Here is a 19,858-nt window from a genome sequence, read left to right as displayed (position 1 = left end):
TGTCGAGGGGGGCGGCGAATGAATAACCAACAGCGCTACAAGGCCTTTATCAGCTATAGTCACCACGACCGCCAAGCGGCGGAATGGCTTCATCGTGCTTTGGAGGCCTATCGCGCTCCGCCCAGGTTGTCGGCGCGCGGCGACGCCAGTATCGCGCGTGACCTTAGACCGATCTTTCGCGACCGCGACGAACTGAGCGCCGCCGCTGATCTTGGCGAAACCATCCGCGACGCCCTCGATCGCTCGGACGCCCTGATCGTTCTGTGCTCGCCGACCGCCGCGACATCGCGCTGGGTGGACCAGGAGGTCGCCTATTTCCTGAAGGATCGGGGCCCCGCCGCGGTCCTCTGCGTGATCACGCCCGCGACACCGGACCAGGCCTCGCTGGTCGACGTGCTGCCGCCGGCCCTGCGCGCCGCCCTGCCCGAGGACGTCGAGCCGCTGGCCGTCGACCTGCGGCGCGACGCCGACGGCAAGCGGCTGGCCCGGCTGAAGATCGCGGCGCGGCTGCTGGGCGTCAGCCTCGACCAACTGGTCCAGCGTGACGCGCGCCGGCGCCTGCAACTGATGGCCGCCTTCACCACTCTGGCCGCGGTCGTCACCCTGGGCATGGGCGCGATGACCGTCGCCACCCTGAAGTCCCGCCAGATCGCCCGCGAGCAGCGCGACGAGACCGAAGCCCTGGTGGCCTACATGCTGGGCGACCTGCGCCAGCAGCTGGAGCCGGTGGGACGGCTCGACGTGCTGGACGGGGTCAGCGCCAAGGTGCTGGCCTACTACGCCAAGGCCCACACCGACCGATTGGACGATAAGGCGCTGGCCCAGCGGGCCAAGGCGCAAACCCTGCTGGGCACGATCCGCGAGCAGCGCGGCGACATCGCCGGCGCCAAGGACGCCTTCGGCCAGGCGGCGGCGACCACCCACGCCCTGGTCGAGCGCGACCCGGCCAACGGCGAGCGCATTTTCGACGAGGCCCAGAACGTCTTCTGGCTGGCCTATATGGAATGGCGTCAGGGCGATGTCATCGCCGCCGAGCGCGGCTTCAAGCGCTATGCCGAGCTGGCTCGGGCGCTGGTCAAGCTGGACGCCAGCCGCGCGGACTGGCGGATCGAGGTCGCCTACGCCAACAACAATCTCGGCATGCTCGTCTTCGAGCAGGGACGGCCGGAGGAGGCGCTGACCGCGTTCCGCGCGGCCCTGGCCGTGTTCGACGCCGAGCGGGTCCGCGCGCCCAAGGACCCCAAGCGCCTCGGCGACACGGCCAATACCCACGCGTGGATCGCCGACACCCTCCTGGTCTCGGGCCGGCCTCGGGAGGCGCTGCTCGAGCGCGAGGCCGCGGCGAAGCTGTTGGCGGAGGGCGTGGCCGGACGCCCGAACGACCAGCGCCTGGCCGCCAAGAGCGTCGCCACCCAATTGGCCCTGGCCCGGCTGGAGCTGGACGTGGGACGCATGGCCGAGGCGCGCGCGCGCTCTCAGGTCGCCATGCGACGGTTGAGCGAACTGGCCGCCCTGGATCCCACCAACGCCCGCTGGCGGGAATATCTGGTCGTCGGGCGGTTGGACGAGGTCGACCGCTACATCTGGTCGGATCCCGCGTCCGCGCGCGTCGCCTACGCGGCGACCGCGGCGGAGGTCGCGAAGCTGCGATCCGGTGCGAAGGACACGGCTTGGCGCGCCGATCTCGAGGGACGGCTGGCGCAGCAGGCGATCTTGCTGGCTCAGCGCGCCGGCGACCTGGACGAGGCGCGCGCACTCGCGCGGAAACTGGCCAAGGACATGGTCGACGCGCCGGGCGAGCGGGCCGCGAAGATCGATCAGGTGCGGCTGCTGGGCTTTACGCAGCTGGCCATGGGACAGCCGGAGGCGGCCGCGGCGACCCTTTCGACGCGCCGCCGGTCTCTGCCGCCGGCCAGCCTGGACGTCTTGGCGCGCGCCTATCTGGCGCTTGGAAGGCGCGCCGAGGCGGACGCCATTGTGAACAGCTTAACCAAACAAGGCTATGAACACCCCGCATTCCTTGCGTTCTGGAGAAGCTCTCCCGTAGGTAGAAATGCAAGTTGATAGGGGGCTATAGAAATGACCGAACCCGTTCCCAGTAAGGTTGTATATCTCGTCATCGGCTTGGACGATCGCTACAACTTCATGAACGTCAGCAATCCGGACCGTCCGACCCGGCTTTTGCTGGATCTGAGTGAGCGTTGCGAACTCGTCTTCACGCTGTGCGACAAGCTGATCAACGCCGGCTGGAAATTCCAGGCTCGACCGATCGAGATCGACCGCGACTACGGCGTCAACTTCTCGAGCTATGTCTGGGTGCCGTATTCGATCGACGGCGGTGACCCGTCGCCGCGCACCTGCTTCAAGATCATCTACGAAGACCAGCGGATGGGCACGTACAGCTACAGCCTGTTCATGACCGACTCGCACAATCAGAAGATCGATCTCGATCCCGACGTCGAGAACGGCACGGGCGCCGTTCCCTGATCCCGGAAGCGATGTTCGACAAGGACAAGGTCGCCGCGCTGATCCAGCGCGGCGAGATCCTCGCGGCCTACGACATCGCTCATGCCGCCCTCGAGGCGGGTGAGATCTCACGTGATATCGCCTACGCCGCCGTGCTCTGCCTGGCCAGGTCGGGCGCGGCGGACTTCGCGCGGGCCGAATATGTCCGACTGGGCCTGGACCGGGCGGACGACGATTCCGACGCCGTCGCCCTGGGCGCGCGGCTTCTGAAGGACGTGGCCCTGTCCGCGCGCGGACGCCGCCGCGCCGCCTTCGCCCGAGCCTCGATCCGCCGCTACGAGGCGCTGTTCCACCGCTTCGGCGGCCTCTATGGCGCGATCAACGCCGCGACCATGACCCTGATGGCCGGTGACGCCGCCGGCGCCCGGGTCCGCGCTACCGAAGCGCTAAAGATCCCGCCGCCGCCCGGCCTGACCGGTGAGGCGGCCTATTACGAGGCGGCCAGCCGGGCCGAGGCGCGGTTCCTGACCGGCGACCTCGAAGCGGCGCGCCTGACAATGGTCCAGGCCCTGGCCCATGCGCCCCAGGCCTTCGCCGCCCACGCCTCGACCCTGCGTCAGTTGGAGATGCTGTGCCGCGAGACCGGCGTCGACCCGGCCTGGCTGGCGCCGTTCCGGCCGCCGGTCTGCGCCCATTTCACCGGCCATATCCTGGGACCCGCCAGCGACGCCGCCGTTGCCGACTGCGCCCTGCGCCATCAGGTCGACGCGCTGCTGCGCGAGCAGCGCGTCGGCTTCGGCTACGGCAGCCTGGCGGCCGGCGCCGACATCGTGTTCGCCGAAGCCCTGCTGGCGGCGGGCGCGGAGCTGCACGTCGTGCTGCCGGTCAGCCGCGAGTCGTTCGTCGAAGTGTCGGTCGCGCCGTTCGGCGCCCCATGGGTCGAGCGCTTCGAGCGCTGCATGAGCGCCGCCACGTCGATCCGCTACGCCTCGCAGGACCCCTATCTCGGCGACGAGCAGATCTTCGCCTATTCCAGCCAGGTCGCCATGGGCTGCGCCGTGCTGCGCGCCCAGACCCTGTCGACAGAAGCGATCCAACTGGCCGTGTGGGACGGCCACGAGACCGGCGGGCCGGCCGGCGTCTCCTATGACCTCGCCTATTGGGCGCGCGGCGGCCGGCGGCGGGCGGTCATCCGGATCGAGCGGCCATCGCCGCCGCGCCGCGTCCCGGCTCATCCCGAAGAACCGCCTCGACGGGCCATGAAGGCGATGCTGTTCGCCGACGTGAGAGGCTTCGGCGCCCTGCGCGACGACCAGATCCCCGCCTTCATCGAACTCGTGATGGGCCAGATGGCCCGGGCCATCGAGCGGCTGGCGGCGCGGCCCAGCCATATCGAAACCTGGGGCGACGGCCTGTTCCTGGTCTTCGACCAGCCGGTGGACGCGGCCTTGGCGGCCCTGGCCCTGCTGGAGACCCATAAAGCCCTGGACCTCCGCTCGCTGGGCCTGCCGCGGTCGCTAGGCCTGCGGATCGGCGGGCACTACGGGCCCGTGCACCTGCGCACCCATCCGCTGACCCGGGCCCCGGCGGTGATCGGCGCCCATGTCGTCGTGGCCGCGCGTATCGAACCCGACGTCGCGCCTGGCTCGGCCTGCGTCAGCGAAGCCCTGGCCGGGGCCCTGGCGACCTTCCATGGCGACAACGTGCGCTGCGGCTATGTCGGCCGCACCCAGGGCCACAAGGGCTTTCCGGCCACCCCGATCTTCAGCCTGACCCGCGCGCCCTAGCGCCGACTAGCCCCGACTAGCGCGGGCGAGCGCCCAATCGTTTGCGCGCCAGGCGTGTTTCGGAGATCGCCGGTCCGCGATCTTTGTTCGGTGTGCAGATCCGCACATCGAAAACGGTCATTTTTCCCCATGGTCTAGCTGTCGACCGCGACGAGCAAGGTCCGGGCGGCTGAACGTCTCTGTAGTCCCTCATCACTGGGAGGCTTGCTTGACCGACACCGCCTTTTGTCCGCGCTCGCCGCCGGCCGCGTGAACCGACTGAGGGACCCGACCACCCGCCGGTCGGGTCCCGCCTTTTCGACCCTGCCTTTTCCAGGTCGCGCCGCGCGCGTGACCGATTGCTTCATCAGGAGCCACGCCATGCTTCTCGACCAAGACCAAACCGCCAACGCCTCGAACGCCATCCTCAACGCCGTCCCGCCCGTCGACGACGCGGCCGCGCGCCTGCTTCGCCACGTCCTGAAGGTCTGGGCGCGCGAGCAGGGCTTGTCGGAGGCCGAAGTTCCCAACCTGATCGAGGGGGTCCTGCACTACGCCACCACGGGGATCCTTGATGGTCGTTTCGGACGAACCGGTGCGTAGTCTGAGGCTCTTCGCCGATCGACCTTCCAGTCCCGCCCAGGCCCGGAGCGTGGCCGGCGGCGGGGCCCTGACCGAGCCGGCGACGGCGGCGCGCGAAACGCTGCCGGCGCTGGAGACCGGGGCCTGGCGGCGCCTGTGCCTGATGGTCGCCGAGGGGCGCCGCCGCGCCGCGCCGGCCGCCGACATCGCCCGGGTCACCTGGTTCTCGGACCAGACGTTGCTGGAGGCCTGGGTCGCGTTCGCGACCGCCGCCGAGACGTGGGACACAGCCGTGCGCGACGACGCCAGGACCCTGGCGGAAGACATCGTCAGCTACGCCAAGGACGTTGCGCCGGAGCTCTATCGTCGTCTGGCCGCCATGCTGGGCCCGCTGAAGAGCCGACCGCCGTCTCTGGAGGAGGCCAAGGCCTGCCAGGCGATCCTGGAAACCCTGTGCCGCGCCGCCGAGGAGCGTGCCCGCCGCGCCGGCGCGCTGAGCGGCGCCATGACGCCGCTGGCCCAGGCCGCCGAACGCCTGGGCAAGGCCTTCGCCCGGCGCGAGCGCAACCCGCCGGTGCGGATCGTTCTGCCCCACGTCCCGGGCATGTGCCTCAGCCATGATGACGACGGCTGGGCCTGCGCCAGCGACATGGCCACGTTCGACAAGCGCCAGTCCTGGATCCTCGAACCCAGCGGCGACGCCTATGTGCTGATCAGCGCCGACGACCCCGATCTCGTCCTGGTCGTCGATCAGGATGAAGACCTCATTCCGATGACCCGCCGGCCGCCGCCGTTCACCTTCGCCGACCGGGGGCCGAGGCCCCGCGTGGCGCGCCGGGACGAGGCTCCGGCGGACGCCGCCCGGTTCTTCGTGTCGGTGTCGTCCGACCTCTACCTGCAGAACGTCAGCTATCAGACCCTAGCCCTGGAGTGCCCGGGCGACGGCGGCTGGCGACACGGCGCGCCGATCTTCACCACCCTGAAGCGCGGCGGGGCGACCCAGCGCTGGGCATTCGAGCCGCCGCTGCGCTCGCGCCAGGAGCTGATCTTCCACGACGTCATCGCCCCGGCGGCCGCGCCGGGCCTGGAAGTCGGCGGGCTGGCGCGGCTGGGGGACGACTGGACCGCGATCGCCGACGACCTGCGCGCCGGCGCCGCCCAGATGATGGCCTGCGCCGAACACGGCCAGCCATTCGCCGCCAACAGCTCGGTGGTGGACGTCCTGGACTGCTGGCGGCGGCTGGCGGCCGAGGCGCGCAACGCCTCCGCCGACCTGGCGATCTGAGCGCGGCGGCCGCGATGTTTGAAACCGCCCTGTCCGGCCTGGTCGACGGTTCGCTGGCCGATGCGGCCCCGCGGATCGTCGCCGGCTCGCTGGGCCTGGTCCTGGGCGTCCGGCTGCTGGCGGCGGGCGGGCGCACCGCCGACGACCGCGACCGGACCTTGGTGGAAGCGGCTCGGCGGCGTGGCGCGTCACGCCAAGCGCCCCTTCAGGAGTCGTAAGGCGGCGATCCTGGTCGCCGAAAGCGCATGATGACGTCCACGCCTTCCGGATGCTGAGCCAGGGCGTCGCGGACCATCAGCAGCAGGGTTTCGGCCGAGACGTGCAGGTCGACGATCTGCGCGGAGTCCTCGTAGAGGATGTGCGAGTGCGGCTCGGGCACGGTGTCGAAGACGATCTCGGTGGTCGTGGTCGGCAGCCGACTGATCAGGCCGTGATCAGCCAGGGCCTCGAGCCGCCGGGCCAGGTCGTCGGCCGTGATCGCCAGGCCGGCTTCCGCGCTCAGCCCGGCGATGTCCGACAACGACAGATGCGTCTCGGGCGAGGCCCTCAGCAGGGCCAGCAGATGCGGCAGCACGCCCCGGCCGGACAGGCCGGCGCGGCGTAGCTCTTCCTGAAACACGGCGTCCACGGTGTGTGGCATCCGGTCCTCCCAGCGGAACGGGCGCGGTCGTGTGTCGCCGCGCCCTGCCCAGTTCGAGACGGGCGCGACCGACCTCGGCCGCGCCCCTTGCCGATCAAGCTGGACGGATCAGGCCAGGTCGAACCGGTCCGCGTTCATCACCTTGGTCCAGGCCGCCACGAAGGCGGCCACGAAGGTGATGTCGGACTCGGCATAGACCTCGGCCAGCGCCCGCAGCTGCGAGTTGGAGCCGAACACCAGGTCGACCCGGGTGGCGGTCCACTTCGGCGCCCCGGTCTTGCGGTCGCGGCCCTCGAACGTGGCTTCCTCCTCCGAGGTCGCCGTCCAGACCACGCCCATGTCCAGCAGGTTGACGAAGAAGTCGTTGGTCAACGCGCCCGGACGTTGGGTCAGCACGCCGTGCTGCGACTGGTCGGTGTTGGCGTTCAGCGCCCGCAGGCCGCCGACCAGGGCCGTCATTTCCGGCGCGGTCAGGGTCAGCAGTTGGGCGCGGTCGATCAGCAGCTCCTCGGCCGTCAGCGGCGAGTCGGTGTTCAGATAGTTGCGGAAGCCGTCGGCCCTGGGCTCCAGCACCGCGAACGACGCGACGTCGGTCTGGTCCTGCGAGGCGTCGACGCGGCCCGGCGCGAACGGGACCTCGACGTCGAAGCCGGCGTCCTTGGCCGCCTTCTCCACCGCCGCCGAGCCCGCCAGCACGATCAGGTCGGCCAGCGACACGGGCTTGGCGAACCCGGCCCGGATCTCCTCCAGCTTGGCCAGCACCGTGGCCAGCTGGGCCGGCTGGTTGACCGCCCAGTCCTTCTGCGGGGCCAGGCGGATGCGGGCTCCGTTGGCGCCGCCGCGCTTGTCCGAGCCCCGGAAGGTCGAGGCCGAGGCCCAGGCGGTGGCGACCAGCTGCGGGACCGACAGGCCCGAGGCCAGCACCTTGGCCTTCAGGTCGGCGACGTCGCCGGCCCCGATCGGCGGATAGGCCGCGTCGGGTAGCGGGTCTTGCCACAGCAGCTCTTCTTGCGGAACCAGCGGGCCGACATAGCGGGCCTTAGGGCCCATGTCGCGGTGGGTCAACTTGAACCAGGCGCGGGCGAAGGCGTCCTGGAACTGGTCCGGGTTCTCGTGGAAGCGCTTGGCGATCGGGCCGTAGTTGGGGTCCAGCCGCAGGGCCAGGTCGGTGGTCAGCATCATCGGCGGATGCTTCTTCGCAGGATCATGCGCGTCCGGCGCCATCGGACCGGCGTTCGGATCCTTGGGCGTCCATTGGAAGGCGCCGGCGGGGCTCTTGGTCAGCTCCCACTCGTGGCCGAACAGGGTGTCGAAGAAGCCGTTGTCCCAGGCGATCGGGTTGGGCGTCCAGGCGCCCTCCAGGCCGCTGGTGATGGCGTGGATCCCGACGCCGCTGCCGAAGCTGTTCTTCCAGCCCAGGCCCATCTGACCGACGCCGGCGCCTTCAGGTTCGACCCCGACCTGGCCTGCATCGCCCGCGCCGTGCGCCTTGCCGAAGGTGTGGCCGCCGGCGATCAGGGCGACCGTCTCCTCGTCGTTCATGGCCATGCGCGCGAAGGTCTCGCGGATGTCGCGGGCTGCGGCCAGCGGGTCGGGCTTGCCGTTCGGGCCTTCGGGATTGACGTAGATCAGGCCCATCTGGACGGCGGCCAGCGGCTTGTCCAGCTCACGCTCGCCGGTGTAGCGGGCGTCGGCCAGCCAGGTGTCCTCGGCGCCCCAGTGGACGTCCTCCTCCGGCTCCCAGACGTCCTCGCGGCCGAAGCCGAAGCCGAAGGTCTTGAAGCCCATGGTCTCCATGCCGACGTCGGCGGCGAAGATCATCAGGTCGGCCCAGCTGATCTTGGCGCCGTACTTCTGCTTGATCGGCCACAGCAGGCGGCGGGCCTTGTCGAGGTTGCCGTTGTCCGGCCAGCTGTTCAGCGGGGCGTAGCGCTGCTGGCCCGCCCCCGCGCCGCCGCGGCCGTCGCCGGTGCGATAGGTGCCGGCGCTGTGCCAGGCCATCCGTACGAACAGCGGGCCGTAGTGGCCGTAGTCGGCCGGCCACCAGTCCTGGGAGTCGGTCAGCAGGGCGACGATGTCCGCGCGCAGGGCCTCGATATCGAGCGTCTTGACCGCGTCGGCGTAGCGGAAGCCCTGCGGCATCGGGTTCGACAGCGCCGAGTGCTGGTGAAGGATCTTCAGGTTCAGCTGGTTGGGCCACCAGTCACGGTTCGAGCGGCCCCCGAAACTGGTGTGGAACCGGACGCCATGCTTCAGCGGGCATTTGGAGGTCGGCTCGACGATTTCGCTTCCGTCCATGGGGGTCTCCGGTTCTGACTCTGTTGATCGGTGGTTCAGACTGACGCGGCCGCGCGTCGACAGTGACGAGGCATCGATGCTGGCCGGGTGGGGTCCTGACGCTTCTTCCCGACGGCCGTCTCTGTCGGCTGGCCTACGCGACTGTGCGCCCAACGGGGCCATAAATAGAAGTCGTAAGCTTTAATGGTCGTGATAGGCTAAGCCTATGAACCTGCGAGACCTCCGCTACCTGCTGGCCCTGGCCGAGCACGAGCACTTCGGCCGGGCGGCCAAGGCCTGCGGCGTCAGCCAACCGACCCTGTCGGTGCAGATCCGCAAGCTGGAGGACCTGATGGGCGTGGCGCTGTTCGAACGCGGCAGCAAGACGGCGGCCCCGACCAGCGCCTGCCTGCAGCTGATCGACCACGCCCGCGCGGCGGTGGCTTCGACCGAGGCCCTGCTGTCGACGGCCCGCGCCATGCGCGATCCGCTGGCCGGACGCTTCCGGCTGGGCATCATCCCGACCCTGGCGCCCTATCTGCTGCCGCTGATCTTCGCGCCGTTGCGTGAGGCCTTGCCGGCCCTGGAGCTGGAGCCGTGGGAGGACCAGACGGTCGCCCTGTTGGAGCGGCTACGCGCCCACGACCTGGACGCGGCCCTGCTGGCCACCGAGGCGCCGGGACCCGACCTGGTCAGCCGGCCCCTGTTCGCCGAGCCGTTCCTGGCGGCCCTGCCGCCCGACCATCCGCTGGCCGGACGCGCGGTGATCGCCGAGGCGGACCTGGCCCCGGACATCCTGGTGCTGTCGGACGGCCATTGCCTGCGCGACCAGACCATCGACGCCATCGAGTCCTGCGGCGCCGAGGCGGCGGCCAGCGGCGCCTTGCGGGCCGCCAGCCTGCCGACCCTGCTGAACATGGTGGCGGCCGGCTATGGCACGACCCTGATCCCCGGCCTGGCGGCCGGCGCGGCCCAGGACGCCGGCATCGTGCTGCGGCCGCTGGCCGCCCGCGCGGGGCGGACGGTGCGCATCGCCTGGCGGGCCCACTTCCCGCGCGCGCCCGTCGTGGAAGCCGTGGGCGCGGTGATCGCCGGGCGCCTGCGCGGCTTCGCCGAGGGGGCGGCGGCGGGAACGGTCTAGGCTTGTCGCTCGAATTCCGTTGCCGCGCCGTAAGGTTGAGTCGATGATGCGCTTCGTGGCGCGGGGCGAGGCGGTCGGGTTCGGGGCGTGAGGGTTTTAGACAAAGCGTCCGGCGGCGCGGTCGATCAGGCGCAGCGGCGCCTGGCGCACGACGGCGGCTTCCAGTTCGACCGCTCGATGCTGGCCCCGCCCAAGATCCCCGACTGGCTGGTGTGGGTAGGCAAGGCGCTGCAGGCGGTCGCCCCCTATCTGAAATATGTCTTCTGGGTCGGACTGGCGGCCCTGGCCCTGCTGATCCTCTACGCCATCGCCCGCGAGATCCTGCGGCTGCGCAAACCGGCGGCCCGGCCCGACGGCCCGCGCCTTAGCGCCGACCCGCCGTGGCGTCCCGACGCCGGCGAGGCCCGCGACCTGCTGGCCGCCGCCGATCGGCTGGCCGGGGAAGGACGGTTCCTGGAGGCGGCGCACCTGCTGCTGCTGCGCAGCGTCGAGGACATCCAGAAGCATCGGCCCAAGGCCCTGCGTGTATCGTTGACCGCGCGGGAGATCGCGGTGCTGCCGGCCTTGCCCGAGGCCGCCAGGCCGGGCTTCGCCAGCATCGCCCGGGTCGTCGAGCGCGGCCTGTTCGGTGGCCGGCCGGTCGACAACGACGACTTCGCCGCCTGCCGCGCGGCCTACGAGGCTTTCGCCCTGCCGGAAGGGTGGAGCCGATGAGCGGCAAGTCGGAGGGCGGCTTCTCGCCCATGACCATGATCGTCCTGGCCCTGGTCGGGGTGATCAGCGTCGCCGGGCTGGGCGTGCTGTCGGCCTATGCGCCCGAGCTGAAGAAGGGCGACGACGGCGGCCCGCACGCCTTGTCGCGCTCTTCCGTGGGCTATGCGGCCCTGGTGCGCCTGCTGGGCCTGGCCGGCGAGCCGGTGCTGACCAGCCGAGGTCCGCTGCCGGCCAGCGCCGAGGGCGGGCTTTTGGTGTTCACCCCCGCGCCGGGCATGTCGCCGGAAAGCTTGAAGCGCGTCGGACCCTACGGCCCGCTGCTGGTCGTGCTGCCCAAGTGGCAGGCCGCGCCCGATCCGCGCCATCGCGGCTGGGTCCGAACCATCGACGGCCTGCCGACCGAACTGAGCACGACCGTCTTACCCGAGCCGATGCGCAAGGGCTTGGTGCTCAAGGTCGCGCCGGGTGAGCGGGTCGTGCGGCTGTCGCGGCCGGGCGGCCAGCCAATCGGGCGTCCGGTCCGCGTGAAAGGCTTGCGCACTCTGTCCGGCCCCGGCTGGACGCCGGTGGTCGTCGACGAGACCGGCGCGCCGGTGCTGGTGATGCGCGAGGAGCCCTGGATCTATGTCCTGGCCGACCCCGACCTGCTGAACACCCCGGCCCTGAAGACGGCGGACGGGGCGCGGACCGCCGTGGCCTTGCTGGACCTGATCCGCGCCCCGGATACGCCGGTGATCTTCGACCTGACCCAGCACGGCTTCACCCGTTCGCGCAGTCTGATCCGCCTGGCGCTGGAGCCGCCGCTGCTGGGCGCGACCCTGGTGCTGGTCGCCCTGGCCCTGCTGGCGGGCGCGCAGGCGGCGGTGCGTTTCGGTCCGGCGCGGCCCGCGCGGCGCGCCGTGGCCCTCGGCAAGACCGCCCTGGCCGACAACACCGCCGGCCTGATCCGCCTGGCCGGGCGCGAGCACCGGATGGCCCCGCTCTACGCCCGCCTGGTCCAGGCCTCGACGGCGCGGGCGATCGGCGCGCCGCGCGGGCTAGAGGGCCAGGCCCTCGCCGACTTCCTCGACCGCGCCAGCACGACCGTCGGCGCGGCCCATACCTATTCGGCGCTCGCCGACCGCGCCCAGGCCGCGACCGCGTCCGACCTGATGCGGGTGGCGCGCGACCTTCATGCTTGGAAACAGGAGCTGATCCGTGGACGCCAGTAAAGTCGTGGACGTCGCCGCAGTCGGGGCGCTGGCCGCCAGGATCCGCGCCGAGATCGGCAAGGCCGTGGTGGGCCAGGACGAGGCGGTGAACCTGTTGCTGGTGGCGCTGTTCGCCGGCGGCCACGTGCTGCTGGAAGGCCCGCCCGGCACCGCCAAGACGCTCCTTGCCCAGAGCTTCGCGCGTAGCGTTGCGTTGGATTACGGCCGCATCCAGTTCACGCCGGACCTGATGCCGGGCGACGTGATCGGGGCCAACCTGTTCAACTTCCAGACTTCGATCTTCACCCTGACGCGCGGGCCGGTGTTCTGCGAGCTGCTGCTGGCCGACGAGATCAACCGCACTCCGCCCAAGACCCAGGCCGCTCTGCTGGAAGCCATGCAAGAGCGCCACGTCACCATCGACGGGATCTCCCACCCGCTGAGCCCGCGCTTCACCGTGGTGGCGACCCAGAACCCGATCGAGCAACAGGGCACCTATCCGTTGCCCGAGGCCCAGCTGGACCGCTTCCTGTTCAAGCACGTGCTGGACTATCCGACCCCGGAACAGGAGCGGGCGATCATCGTCGCCCACGGCGCGCGCAGCGGCCAGATGGATCCGGCGGCCTTCGGCGTCGGGGCCGTGCTGGAGCGGGCGGCGATCGACGCGGCCGTCGAGACGGTGGCCCAGGTGCGACTGACCGACGAGGTGGTCGGCTACATCGTCGACCTGGTTCGGGCCACGCGCGAGTCCACCGACATCGAGACCGGCGCCTCGCCGCGCGCCGGGGCCATGCTGGCCGTCGCCGCCCGCGCCGCGGCGGCCCTGGACGGCCGCGACTATGTGGTGCCGGACGACGTCAAGAGCCTGGCCGTTCCCGCCCTGCGCCACCGCCTGGTCCTGTCGGCCGCCGCCGAGATCGAGGGTCGCAAGGTCGACCTGGTGCTGAAGGGCCTGGTCGAGCGGGTGGCGGCGCCCCGGTGATCTATCCCACGCGCCGCGCCGTGATCGCCGCCGCCGTCGGCCTGCCGCTGGCGCTGCTGGTCGGCGTGCTGACGCCGGCCGGCTGGCTGACGGGTCCGGCCTGGATCGCGGCCGTCGCCCTGGCCCTGGCGCTGGACGCCCTGTCCGGCGGCTCGCGCGGCAAACTGACCCTGGACGCGCCCGAGCGGCCGTTCCTGGCGGTGGCGCGGACGGCGCAGGCGGCGTTCTCGGCGCGGTTCGCGGGCAGGGCGCCAGCGCGGGCCGAGGCCGCCCTGGAAGCCGATCCGCGCCTGGGACTCGTGTCCCCGTTCGCCCGGAGCGAGGTCGAGGCCGGCGTCGCGGCCTTCGCCTTTGCCCTGACGCCCGAGCGACGCGGGGAGGGGCGGCTGGGCCAGCTGTGGGTCCGCTGGACCGGGCCGCTGGGCCTGGCTTGGAAGCAGAAGGTCTTCGCCCTCGATCTGGATACCCCCGTCGGAACCGACCTGCGCGGTGTCCGCGAGGAGGCCGTGAAGATGCTGGCCCGCGACGCCCTGATCGGCGCCAAGTCGCAGATCGATCGCGGCGAGGGCTCGGAGTTCGAGTCGCTGGGCGAGTTCCGTCCCGGCATGGACCGCCGGGCCATCGACTGGAAGCAGTCGGCCCGTCACGGCCACCTGCTGGCCAAGGAGTTCCGCACCGAGCGCAACCACCACGTGGTGATGGCCATGGATTGCGGCCGGGCCATGTGCGAGCCGGTCGGCGGGGCGCCGCGCATCGACCGGGCGATCAATGCGGGCCTGCTCCTGGCCTACGCCTGCCTGAGGTCGGGCGACCGGGCCGGCTTCTTCGCCTTCGACTCGGCGCCGCGCCTGCTGACCGGGGTGGTCGGCGGGGCCGACGCCTTCCGGCAGCTGCAGCACGCGGCGGGCAAGATCGACTACTCGGCCGAGGAGACCAACTACACCCTGGCCCTGACCACCCTGGCGACCAAGCTGGGACGACGCTCGCTGGTGGTGGTGTTCACCGACTTCACCGACCCCACCGCCGCCGAGCTGATGATCGAGGCCTCGACCCGGCTGCTGAAGCGGCACCTGGTGCTGTTCGTGGTCATGCAGGACGAGGAGCTGGAGGACATGGCCGCCGCGCCGCCGGCCGAGCCCGCCGACGTCTCGCGCGCCGTGGTCGCCGCCGGCCTGCTGCGCGAGCGCGACACGGTCGTGGCCCGCCTGCGCCGGCTGGGCGCCCATATCGTCGAGGCTCCGGCGGCCCGGATCGGTCCCGCCCTGATCAACGCCTATGTCGACCTCAAGCGGAGGGACCTGCTGTGATCGACGTCAAGATGGACCCCCGCCTGAAGAGCCAGCGCTTCCGTCAGGAGCGCGAGGCCGACTGGCGGCGGCTGGAACGGCTGATCGGCAAGGCCGAGAAGGGCGGCATGGCCGACCTGTCGGACGAGGACATCCTGGCCGCGCCGGTGCTGTACCGCTCGGCCCTGTCCGCCTTGTCGGTGGCCCGCGCCACCTCGCTGGACCGAGGACTGATCGATTATCTGGAGACGCTGTGCGCGCGCTCCTACTTCTTCGTCTATGGCGCGCGCGAGACGCTGTGGGGGCAGCTGGCCGCCTTCTTCCGCGAGGCTTGGCCCAAGGCGGTCAAGGGGCTGTGGCGCGAGACCCTGGCCAGCTTCGCCCTGCTGATGGTCGGGGCCGTGATCGCCGCCTGGCTCGTGAGCCACGAGGCCGACTGGTATTACGCCTTCATGCCCAAGGCGATGGCAGGCGGGCGCGACCCGGCCGCCTCGACCCAGGCCCTGCGCGACACCCTGTTCAGCGGCGGCAAGGACGGGCTGTCGGTCTTCGCCACCTTCCTGTTCACCCACAACGCCCAGATCGCCATCCTGGCGTTCGCGCTGGGCTTCGCCCTGTGCCTGCCGACCGCGGCGCTGGTGCTCTACAACGGCGCGACCCTGGGGGCCTTCTTCACCCTGTTCGCCAGCCGGGGCCTCGGCGTCGAGGCCGGCGGGTGGCTGCTGATCCACGGGGTCACCGAGCTGTTCGCGGTGGTGCTGTCGGGCGCGGCGGGCCTGCGCATCGGCTGGGCCGTGGCCTTTCCGGGCGAAGACCGACGCCTGGACGCCATCGCCGAGGCCGGCCGCCACGCGGCCACGGTCATGGGCGGGGTGGTGGTCATGCTGTTCCTGGCCGGGCTGCTGGAGGGCTTCGGCCGTCAGCTGATCACCCTGACCCCGGCGCGCTACGCGGTGGCGGCGATCACCGCGGTGATGTGGGGCGCCTATTTCTACGGACGACGCGGAGCGCGCCAGGATGGCTAAGGCCGCGACCGTCCCGCTCGAAGCCAGGATGACCCGCGCCTTCGTCACGCCCGAGGGCGTCGACCTGCGGCTGGAGCTGGGCGACGCCGGCCAGCGGGCCGGGGCCTTCCTGTTGGACGCGGCGATCATCGTCGGCGTGCTGATCGTCGCCTCGCTGGCGGTGCTGCTGCTGGGCCTGGGCGCGATCGGGGCCATGGGGGGCAAGGGCGCGGAGCTGATGGCGGTGATCTGGCTGCTGGGCTTCTTCCTGCTGCGCAATTTCTACTTCGTCGGCTTCGAGCTGTCGGCGGCGGCCGCCACGCCGGGCAAGCGGATCATGGGCCTGCGCGTCGCCGCCCGCGACGGCGGCCGGCTGCGGCCCGGGGCGATCTTCGCGCGCAACGCCATGCGCGAGCTGGAGGTGTTCCTGCCGATCATCATCCTGTTCGCCCCGACCGGCGACGGCGGGGTCGAGAGCTGGATGTACCTGCTGGGCTTCGCGTGGGCGGCAATCTTCGCGTTGTTCCCGCTGTTCAACGCCGATCGCCTGCGGGTCGGCGACCTGGTCGGCGGCACCTGGGTGGTGCGGACGCCCAAGCGGGCCCTGACCCGCGACATGGCCGACGAGGGCGCCCAGCGCTTGGCCCGCTACGCCTTCACGGTCGAGCAGATGGACGCTTACGGGGCCAAGGAGCTGCACGTGCTGGAGGACGTCCTACGCCAGCGCGACCGCCGCACCCTGCGGGCCGTGGCCGACCGCATCGTCGGCAAGATCGGCTGGATCCGGGCGGCCGACGAGGACGACTACGACTTCCTCAGCGCCTACTACGCGGCCCTGCGAAAGCGGTTGGAGGCGCGGCTGCTGATGGGCGTGCGACGCCGCGACAAACACGACGTCTAGGCGCGACGTCTGACGGCGAGCCTCAGTCGAAGACCGAAGCCATCTGTTCGGGCGCGACGCCTTCCTTGGTCGTGCGCAGCTCGTAATAGATCGACGCCGCGCCCGCCGCGACCAGCACGCCTTGGAAGCCGTTGGTCAGTGACGACAGGAAGGTCGAGATCACCACCATCGGGGTGTAGGTCGTCAGCGGGCCCGCGGGCACGCCGCGCACGCCGCTCATCCCCGCCGCGAAGCCGACGCCGGCGACCACGCCGCCGACGATCATGCTCAGGATGGTGTAGACGACAAGCAGGCCGAAGATCGACCAGCGGTGGCCGCGGGTCAGGTCGCGACTGCGCTGCAGGCTCTCGAAGACGCCGCGTTCCTCGACGACCATGCTGGGGGCCGACACCGCCCACATCACCGCCAGGATTAGCCCCGGCACGAACAGCAGCACGAAGCCCACCATCACACCCAGTGTCTGGACAATGCCCAGGCCCAGCAGCGGCAGCATGAAGCGCGCGCCGGCCCTCAACGAGTCGCCGAACGGCACGGAGCGACCATTCAGCCGCGCGACGACGGTGTGGACCACCATGCCCTGCAGGATCAGGCCGCCAACGCCTGCGGCGAGCCCACCCAGGAGGCTGGCGGGCGAGAAAGCCTGCTCCGCCAGCTGGGTTTTCAGTCCGATCAATGTGCCGATGAAGGCGGGCGCGACCACCAGCACCAGCGCGCACAACGCGAACAGGCCCAGGTTCTGGCCGATGACCTGAAAGGTCCGCTGCACCACGCGGCCGAAATCAAATGTGCCGCCGACGGCGTCCAAGGTCGTCATCTGTGTCCGCTCACCTCAAGATTGAGGCGAGCTTAGAGCGCGACCTGGCGCGCCGCAACGGCTCAGCCTTTCTTCTTCCTCGAGGCCGCGATCTCTTCCGGGGTCAGCTTGCGGACCTCGGTCACCGGATAGCGTCGCAGGCCGGTGATGGCGGCCGGCACCACGATGTCGGCGTCATAGCCTTGGCAGACCCAGGATCGGCCGCGCGAGTCGATGCCGATGCGCAGCGACCAGTCGATGTCGGGCGACGGCGCGAACAGCGTCAGGCGGTAGACGTTTTTCGGGGTGATCGTCACGTCGACGGTCTGGTCGTCGACGACCGTGAAGCCGTTGACGTCGTCGGACCGGAAGCAGGACCGGTCGGACTTGGTTTTCGGCGCGTCGCCGGCCAGCGCGGGCCCGGCGACGAGCAGCGCGCACAGCGCGGCGGATCCGATCAGCAAACGCATGTCATTCCACTCCAGTTGGCGCCCGCCATCCCTATCCTCGCGCCAAAGCGTGACTGGCTCAAGGCGGGTATGTTTCAGACGTCCACGGTCTCGCCTTCCAGCGCCGTGGCGCGCATCGAGGGGCGCTGGCTGAAGGCGTCGTACCAGGCGGTCAGGCGCGGGCAGTCGGAGCGGAAGGCGTACACGGCGCGGAACTCCAGCCAGCTCAGCGCCGTGGCGATGGCGACCTCGGCGAGGCCGGGCGTCTCGCGCGGTTCGAAGCTGGCCTCCAGGAAGGCGCAGCCGGCCGCCACCTTGGCCAGATGACCTTCGCCCAGCGCCGGATAGCGCAGTTCGGGCGGGCGGCGGGTGGTCTCCCAGCGGACCAGGATCCCGGCCTCCGACAGGCCGTCGGCCACGGCCTGCAAACGCAGGGCGGCGATGCGCGCAGCCGGGTCGGCGGGGATCAGTGGGACGCCGCCGTGCAGGCCGTCCAGATACTGGCAGATCACCCCGGAATCGAAGATCGCTTCGCCTTCATGCGTGATCAGCACCGGCACCTTGCCCAGCGGGTTCAGGGCGAAGACCGTCTCGTTGCGGGCGGTGGGGCTGGTCTCGTGGTGGATCACCGCGACGCGGTCGGCCAGGCCGGCCTCATGGGCGAAGACCAGGGCCTTGCGGGCGAACGGCGAGTGAGTCTGGTAGAGCAGCTTCACGACAGCGGTCCTTCGGTCAGGAAGATCAGGGGGCGGGCGTCCGGCGACAGGGTCTCCGCCAGATAGGCGGCGAAGCCGGCCGCGCCCGAGGGCGTGGTGGCCAGGCCGGCGAAGGCCAGGTGGTCGGCGGCGGTCCGGGCGGCGGCGTCGCCGACGGTCGCGTAGTCGACGTCGCAGCGGGCCAGGATGGCGTGGGCCAGGACCGACGGCGCCTTACAGTCCAGCCGCCCCATGATCGAGTCCGGACCCTCGACCCGCACCGGCCGGCGGGCTTGGGCGCTGGCGGCCAGGCAGGGCGCGGCGTCGGGCTCGACGATCACGAGGCGGGGCTGCTGGCGCCAGGTCGCGCGGATCATGTGGGCGATCGCGCCGGCCAGGCCGCCAACTCCCGCCTGAAGATAGACGTCCGTCGGCCAGCGGCCCGAGACCTCGAACACCGTCCGCAGCTCCTCGGCGATGATCGTGTAGCCCTCCATGACCAGGGCCGGCGGCCGGACGTGGTCGCCGTCGGCGGTGTCGGACAGCAGGATCGCCCCCGTGGCCGCCGCGTCGGCCTTGGCGTCCAGCAGGATGTCGTCGTAGCGGCCGTCGCTGATCACGACCTCGGCCCCGGCGGCCTCCAGGCGATCGACGAAGATGGAGGGCGTCGCGCGGGAGAGATGGATGCGGGCCTTGGCCCCGAACAGCCGCGCCCCGGCGGCGACGGCGAAGCCGTGGTTGCCGGCGCTGGCGCAGACGAAGGTCGGAGCCGCGTCGGGATCTTCGCGGCGGATCTCGTCCAGCAGCACCGCCACCGCGTGGATCCCGCCGACGGCCTTGAACGCGCCCAGACCCATGCGGTCGCGCTCGTCCTTGATCAGTACGGTGGGCCCGTTCGGCTGAAGCAGGCTGCGCAGCGGCGTGGCCGCGAAGCCGGGCAGGGCGCCGAGGGTGCGGCGGGGCGCTTCGGGATCGGGGCGGAAGGTCGGGACGTCGGTCATGTCGCCAAGCTAGCGGAGATCGGCGCGCTGTTTGTCTCGCCTGGCGAGGAGGAGTCGACTAAGTTTCCCGAAATTGAACTTCAGTGTGAGCGAAAGCGATCATGTCTGTCTCGACGTTCGACAAGGCCGACCGCATTCTGCTGGACCAGCTGCAGCGGGACGCCACCCTGGGCATCGACGCCCTGGCTCACGCGTGCGGCCTGTCGGTGGCCTCGGTGCAGCGGCGGCTGAAGCGGCTGCGCTCGACCGGCGTGATCGAGCGCGAGGTCGCGGTGTTGAACCCGGCCGCCGTGGGCCAGCCGATGACCTTCGTGATCATGGTCGAGCTGGAGCGCGAGCGGCGCGAGCAGCTGGCCGCCTTCCGCGCCGCGATCCGCGACGAGCCGCAGGTGCAGCAGGCCTATTACGTCACCGGCGAGAGCGACTTCGCCCTGGTCTGCCTGGCCAAGGACATGGCCGACTTCGAGGCCCTGACCCACCGGCTGTTCTTCGAGAACGGCAACGTTCGGCGCTTCCGGACATCGGTGGTGATGGAGCGGACCAAGGTGGGTTTGAGTGCGCCGGTGGGAGCGGAGGATCTCCCTACCCTGTCATCCCGGCCGTAGCGAAGCGGAGAGCCGGGACCGCCCAAGCTCAGCGCTTCCTGCGGTCCCGGATCTGCGCGCTACGCGCTTGTCCGGGATGAC

The 19,858-nt window shown here is 70.9% G+C and carries 20 protein-coding genes; 14 read left to right on the top strand and 6 right to left on the bottom strand.

Translation table 11 applies throughout. From position 1 onward, the window contains the following. Window positions 1-18 precede the first annotated feature (18 nt). The 6 genes from ASC70_RS07630 to ASC70_RS07605 all read left to right on the top strand — a co-directional run bounded on the left by ASC70_RS07630 (window position 19) and on the right by ASC70_RS07605 (window position 6,317). Entirely contained in the window at window positions 19-2,064 is a 2,046-nt protein-coding gene (locus tag ASC70_RS07630; protein ID WP_056048291.1) for a TIR domain-containing protein, read from the top strand. A gap of 15 nt (window positions 2,065-2,079) precedes the next feature. Further along, window positions 2,080-2,487, top strand: a complete 408-nt coding sequence (locus ASC70_RS07625) for a hypothetical protein (RefSeq protein WP_056048288.1) — start codon at window positions 2,080-2,082, stop codon at window positions 2,485-2,487. Between the two features lie 11 nt (window positions 2,488-2,498). Beyond that, on the top strand, window positions 2,499-4,253 hold the full coding sequence (locus ASC70_RS07620) for an adenylate/guanylate cyclase domain-containing protein (protein WP_056048285.1): 1,755 nt from the start codon (window positions 2,499-2,501) through the stop codon (window positions 4,251-4,253). Window positions 4,254-4,613: 360 nt separating this feature from the next. Next, window positions 4,614-4,835 carry a hypothetical protein gene (locus tag ASC70_RS07615; RefSeq protein WP_056048283.1) on the top strand — a complete coding sequence of 74 codons (222 nt, stop codon included), beginning with the start codon at window positions 4,614-4,616 and terminating at the stop codon, window positions 4,833-4,835. Continuing rightward, window positions 4,807-6,099 (top strand): hypothetical protein, encoded by a 1,293-nt coding sequence (locus tag ASC70_RS07610; protein WP_162247189.1) that lies wholly within the window; start codon window positions 4,807-4,809, stop codon window positions 6,097-6,099. Before ASC70_RS07615 ends, ASC70_RS07610 begins: the two co-directional genes overlap by 29 nt. Window positions 6,100-6,113: 14 nt before the next feature. Further along, window positions 6,114-6,317, top strand: a complete 204-nt coding sequence (locus ASC70_RS07605; RefSeq protein ID WP_056048277.1) for a hypothetical protein — start codon at window positions 6,114-6,116, stop codon at window positions 6,315-6,317. Here ASC70_RS07605 and ASC70_RS07600 read toward each other — a convergent pair. Together ASC70_RS07600 and katG are read right to left on the bottom strand one after the other, a co-directional pair. Further along, window positions 6,305-6,739: a transcriptional repressor gene (locus tag ASC70_RS07600; RefSeq protein ID WP_056048274.1), complete on the bottom strand. Its 435-nt coding sequence runs from the start codon at window positions 6,737-6,739 to the stop codon at window positions 6,305-6,307. The two genes, ASC70_RS07605 and ASC70_RS07600, sit on opposite strands and share 13 nt — an antisense overlap. A gap of 108 nt (window positions 6,740-6,847) precedes the next feature. Next, window positions 6,848-9,037 carry a catalase/peroxidase HPI gene (katG, locus tag ASC70_RS07595; protein WP_056048271.1) on the bottom strand — a complete coding sequence of 730 codons (2,190 nt, stop codon included), beginning with the start codon at window positions 9,035-9,037 and terminating at the stop codon, window positions 6,848-6,850. A 205-nt stretch (window positions 9,038-9,242) separates the two neighbouring features. On the opposite strand from katG, the gene ASC70_RS07590 reads away from it, so the two are divergent. The 7 genes from ASC70_RS07590 to ASC70_RS07560 all read left to right on the top strand — a co-directional run bounded on the left by ASC70_RS07590 (window position 9,243) and on the right by ASC70_RS07560 (window position 16,234). Further along, window positions 9,243-10,157 carry a LysR substrate-binding domain-containing protein gene (locus ASC70_RS07590; RefSeq protein ID WP_047408442.1) on the top strand — a complete coding sequence of 305 codons (915 nt, stop codon included), beginning with the start codon at window positions 9,243-9,245 and terminating at the stop codon, window positions 10,155-10,157. Between the two features lie 87 nt (window positions 10,158-10,244). Continuing rightward, window positions 10,245-10,871, top strand: coding sequence for a DUF4129 domain-containing protein (locus ASC70_RS07585; protein WP_056048269.1), 627 nt, complete (start codon window positions 10,245-10,247; stop codon window positions 10,869-10,871). Next, entirely contained in the window at window positions 10,868-12,082 is a 1,215-nt protein-coding gene (locus ASC70_RS07580) for a DUF4350 domain-containing protein (RefSeq protein ID WP_056048266.1), read from the top strand. The genes ASC70_RS07585 and ASC70_RS07580 overlap by 4 nt, the downstream gene beginning before the upstream one ends. 4 nt (window positions 12,083-12,086) lie before the next feature. Continuing rightward, entirely contained in the window at window positions 12,087-13,043 is a 957-nt protein-coding gene (locus ASC70_RS07575) for a MoxR family ATPase (RefSeq protein ID WP_056048511.1), read from the top strand. Next, on the top strand, window positions 13,040-14,350 hold the full coding sequence (locus ASC70_RS07570; protein WP_056048263.1) for a DUF58 domain-containing protein: 1,311 nt from the start codon (window positions 13,040-13,042) through the stop codon (window positions 14,348-14,350). Before ASC70_RS07575 ends, ASC70_RS07570 begins: the two co-directional genes overlap by 4 nt. Then, complete coding sequence (locus ASC70_RS07565) at window positions 14,347-15,354, top strand: stage II sporulation protein M (protein WP_056048259.1); 1,008 nt, start codon at window positions 14,347-14,349, stop codon at window positions 15,352-15,354. Before ASC70_RS07570 ends, ASC70_RS07565 begins: the two co-directional genes overlap by 4 nt. Next, window positions 15,347-16,234 carry an RDD family protein gene (locus ASC70_RS07560; protein ID WP_056048257.1) on the top strand — a complete coding sequence of 296 codons (888 nt, stop codon included), beginning with the start codon at window positions 15,347-15,349 and terminating at the stop codon, window positions 16,232-16,234. Before ASC70_RS07565 ends, ASC70_RS07560 begins: the two co-directional genes overlap by 8 nt. Before the next feature lie 22 nt (window positions 16,235-16,256). On the opposite strand, the gene ASC70_RS07555 is transcribed toward ASC70_RS07560, so the two are convergent. The 4 genes from ASC70_RS07555 to ASC70_RS07540 all read right to left on the bottom strand — a co-directional run bounded on the left by ASC70_RS07555 (window position 16,257) and on the right by ASC70_RS07540 (window position 19,172). Continuing rightward, window positions 16,257-17,048 carry a YciC family protein gene (locus ASC70_RS07555; protein ID WP_056048253.1) on the bottom strand — a complete coding sequence of 264 codons (792 nt, stop codon included), beginning with the start codon at window positions 17,046-17,048 and terminating at the stop codon, window positions 16,257-16,259. A 62-nt stretch (window positions 17,049-17,110) separates the two neighbouring features. Continuing rightward, window positions 17,111-17,497, bottom strand: a complete 387-nt coding sequence (locus ASC70_RS07550) for a DUF6491 family protein (protein WP_197056692.1) — start codon at window positions 17,495-17,497, stop codon at window positions 17,111-17,113. Between the two features lie 74 nt (window positions 17,498-17,571). Next, on the bottom strand, window positions 17,572-18,192 hold the full coding sequence (locus tag ASC70_RS07545) for a glutathione S-transferase family protein (RefSeq protein ID WP_056048251.1): 621 nt from the start codon (window positions 18,190-18,192) through the stop codon (window positions 17,572-17,574). Next, window positions 18,189-19,172, bottom strand: a complete 984-nt coding sequence (locus tag ASC70_RS07540) for a pyridoxal-phosphate dependent enzyme (protein WP_056048248.1) — start codon at window positions 19,170-19,172, stop codon at window positions 18,189-18,191. Before ASC70_RS07540 ends, ASC70_RS07545 begins: the two co-directional genes overlap by 4 nt. A gap of 101 nt (window positions 19,173-19,273) precedes the next feature. On the opposite strand from ASC70_RS07540, the gene ASC70_RS07535 reads away from it, so the two are divergent. Further along, complete coding sequence (locus ASC70_RS07535; RefSeq protein ID WP_056048244.1) at window positions 19,274-19,777, top strand: Lrp/AsnC family transcriptional regulator; 504 nt, start codon at window positions 19,274-19,276, stop codon at window positions 19,775-19,777. Window positions 19,778-19,858: the final 81 nt, after the last annotated feature.

Source organism: Caulobacter sp. Root343 (genome assembly GCF_001425745.1).
Taxonomy (GTDB): domain Bacteria; phylum Pseudomonadota; class Alphaproteobacteria; order Caulobacterales; family Caulobacteraceae; genus Caulobacter.
Note: the sequence above shows the minus strand (reverse complement) of the source record. Positions and strands in the feature narration are given on the sequence as shown.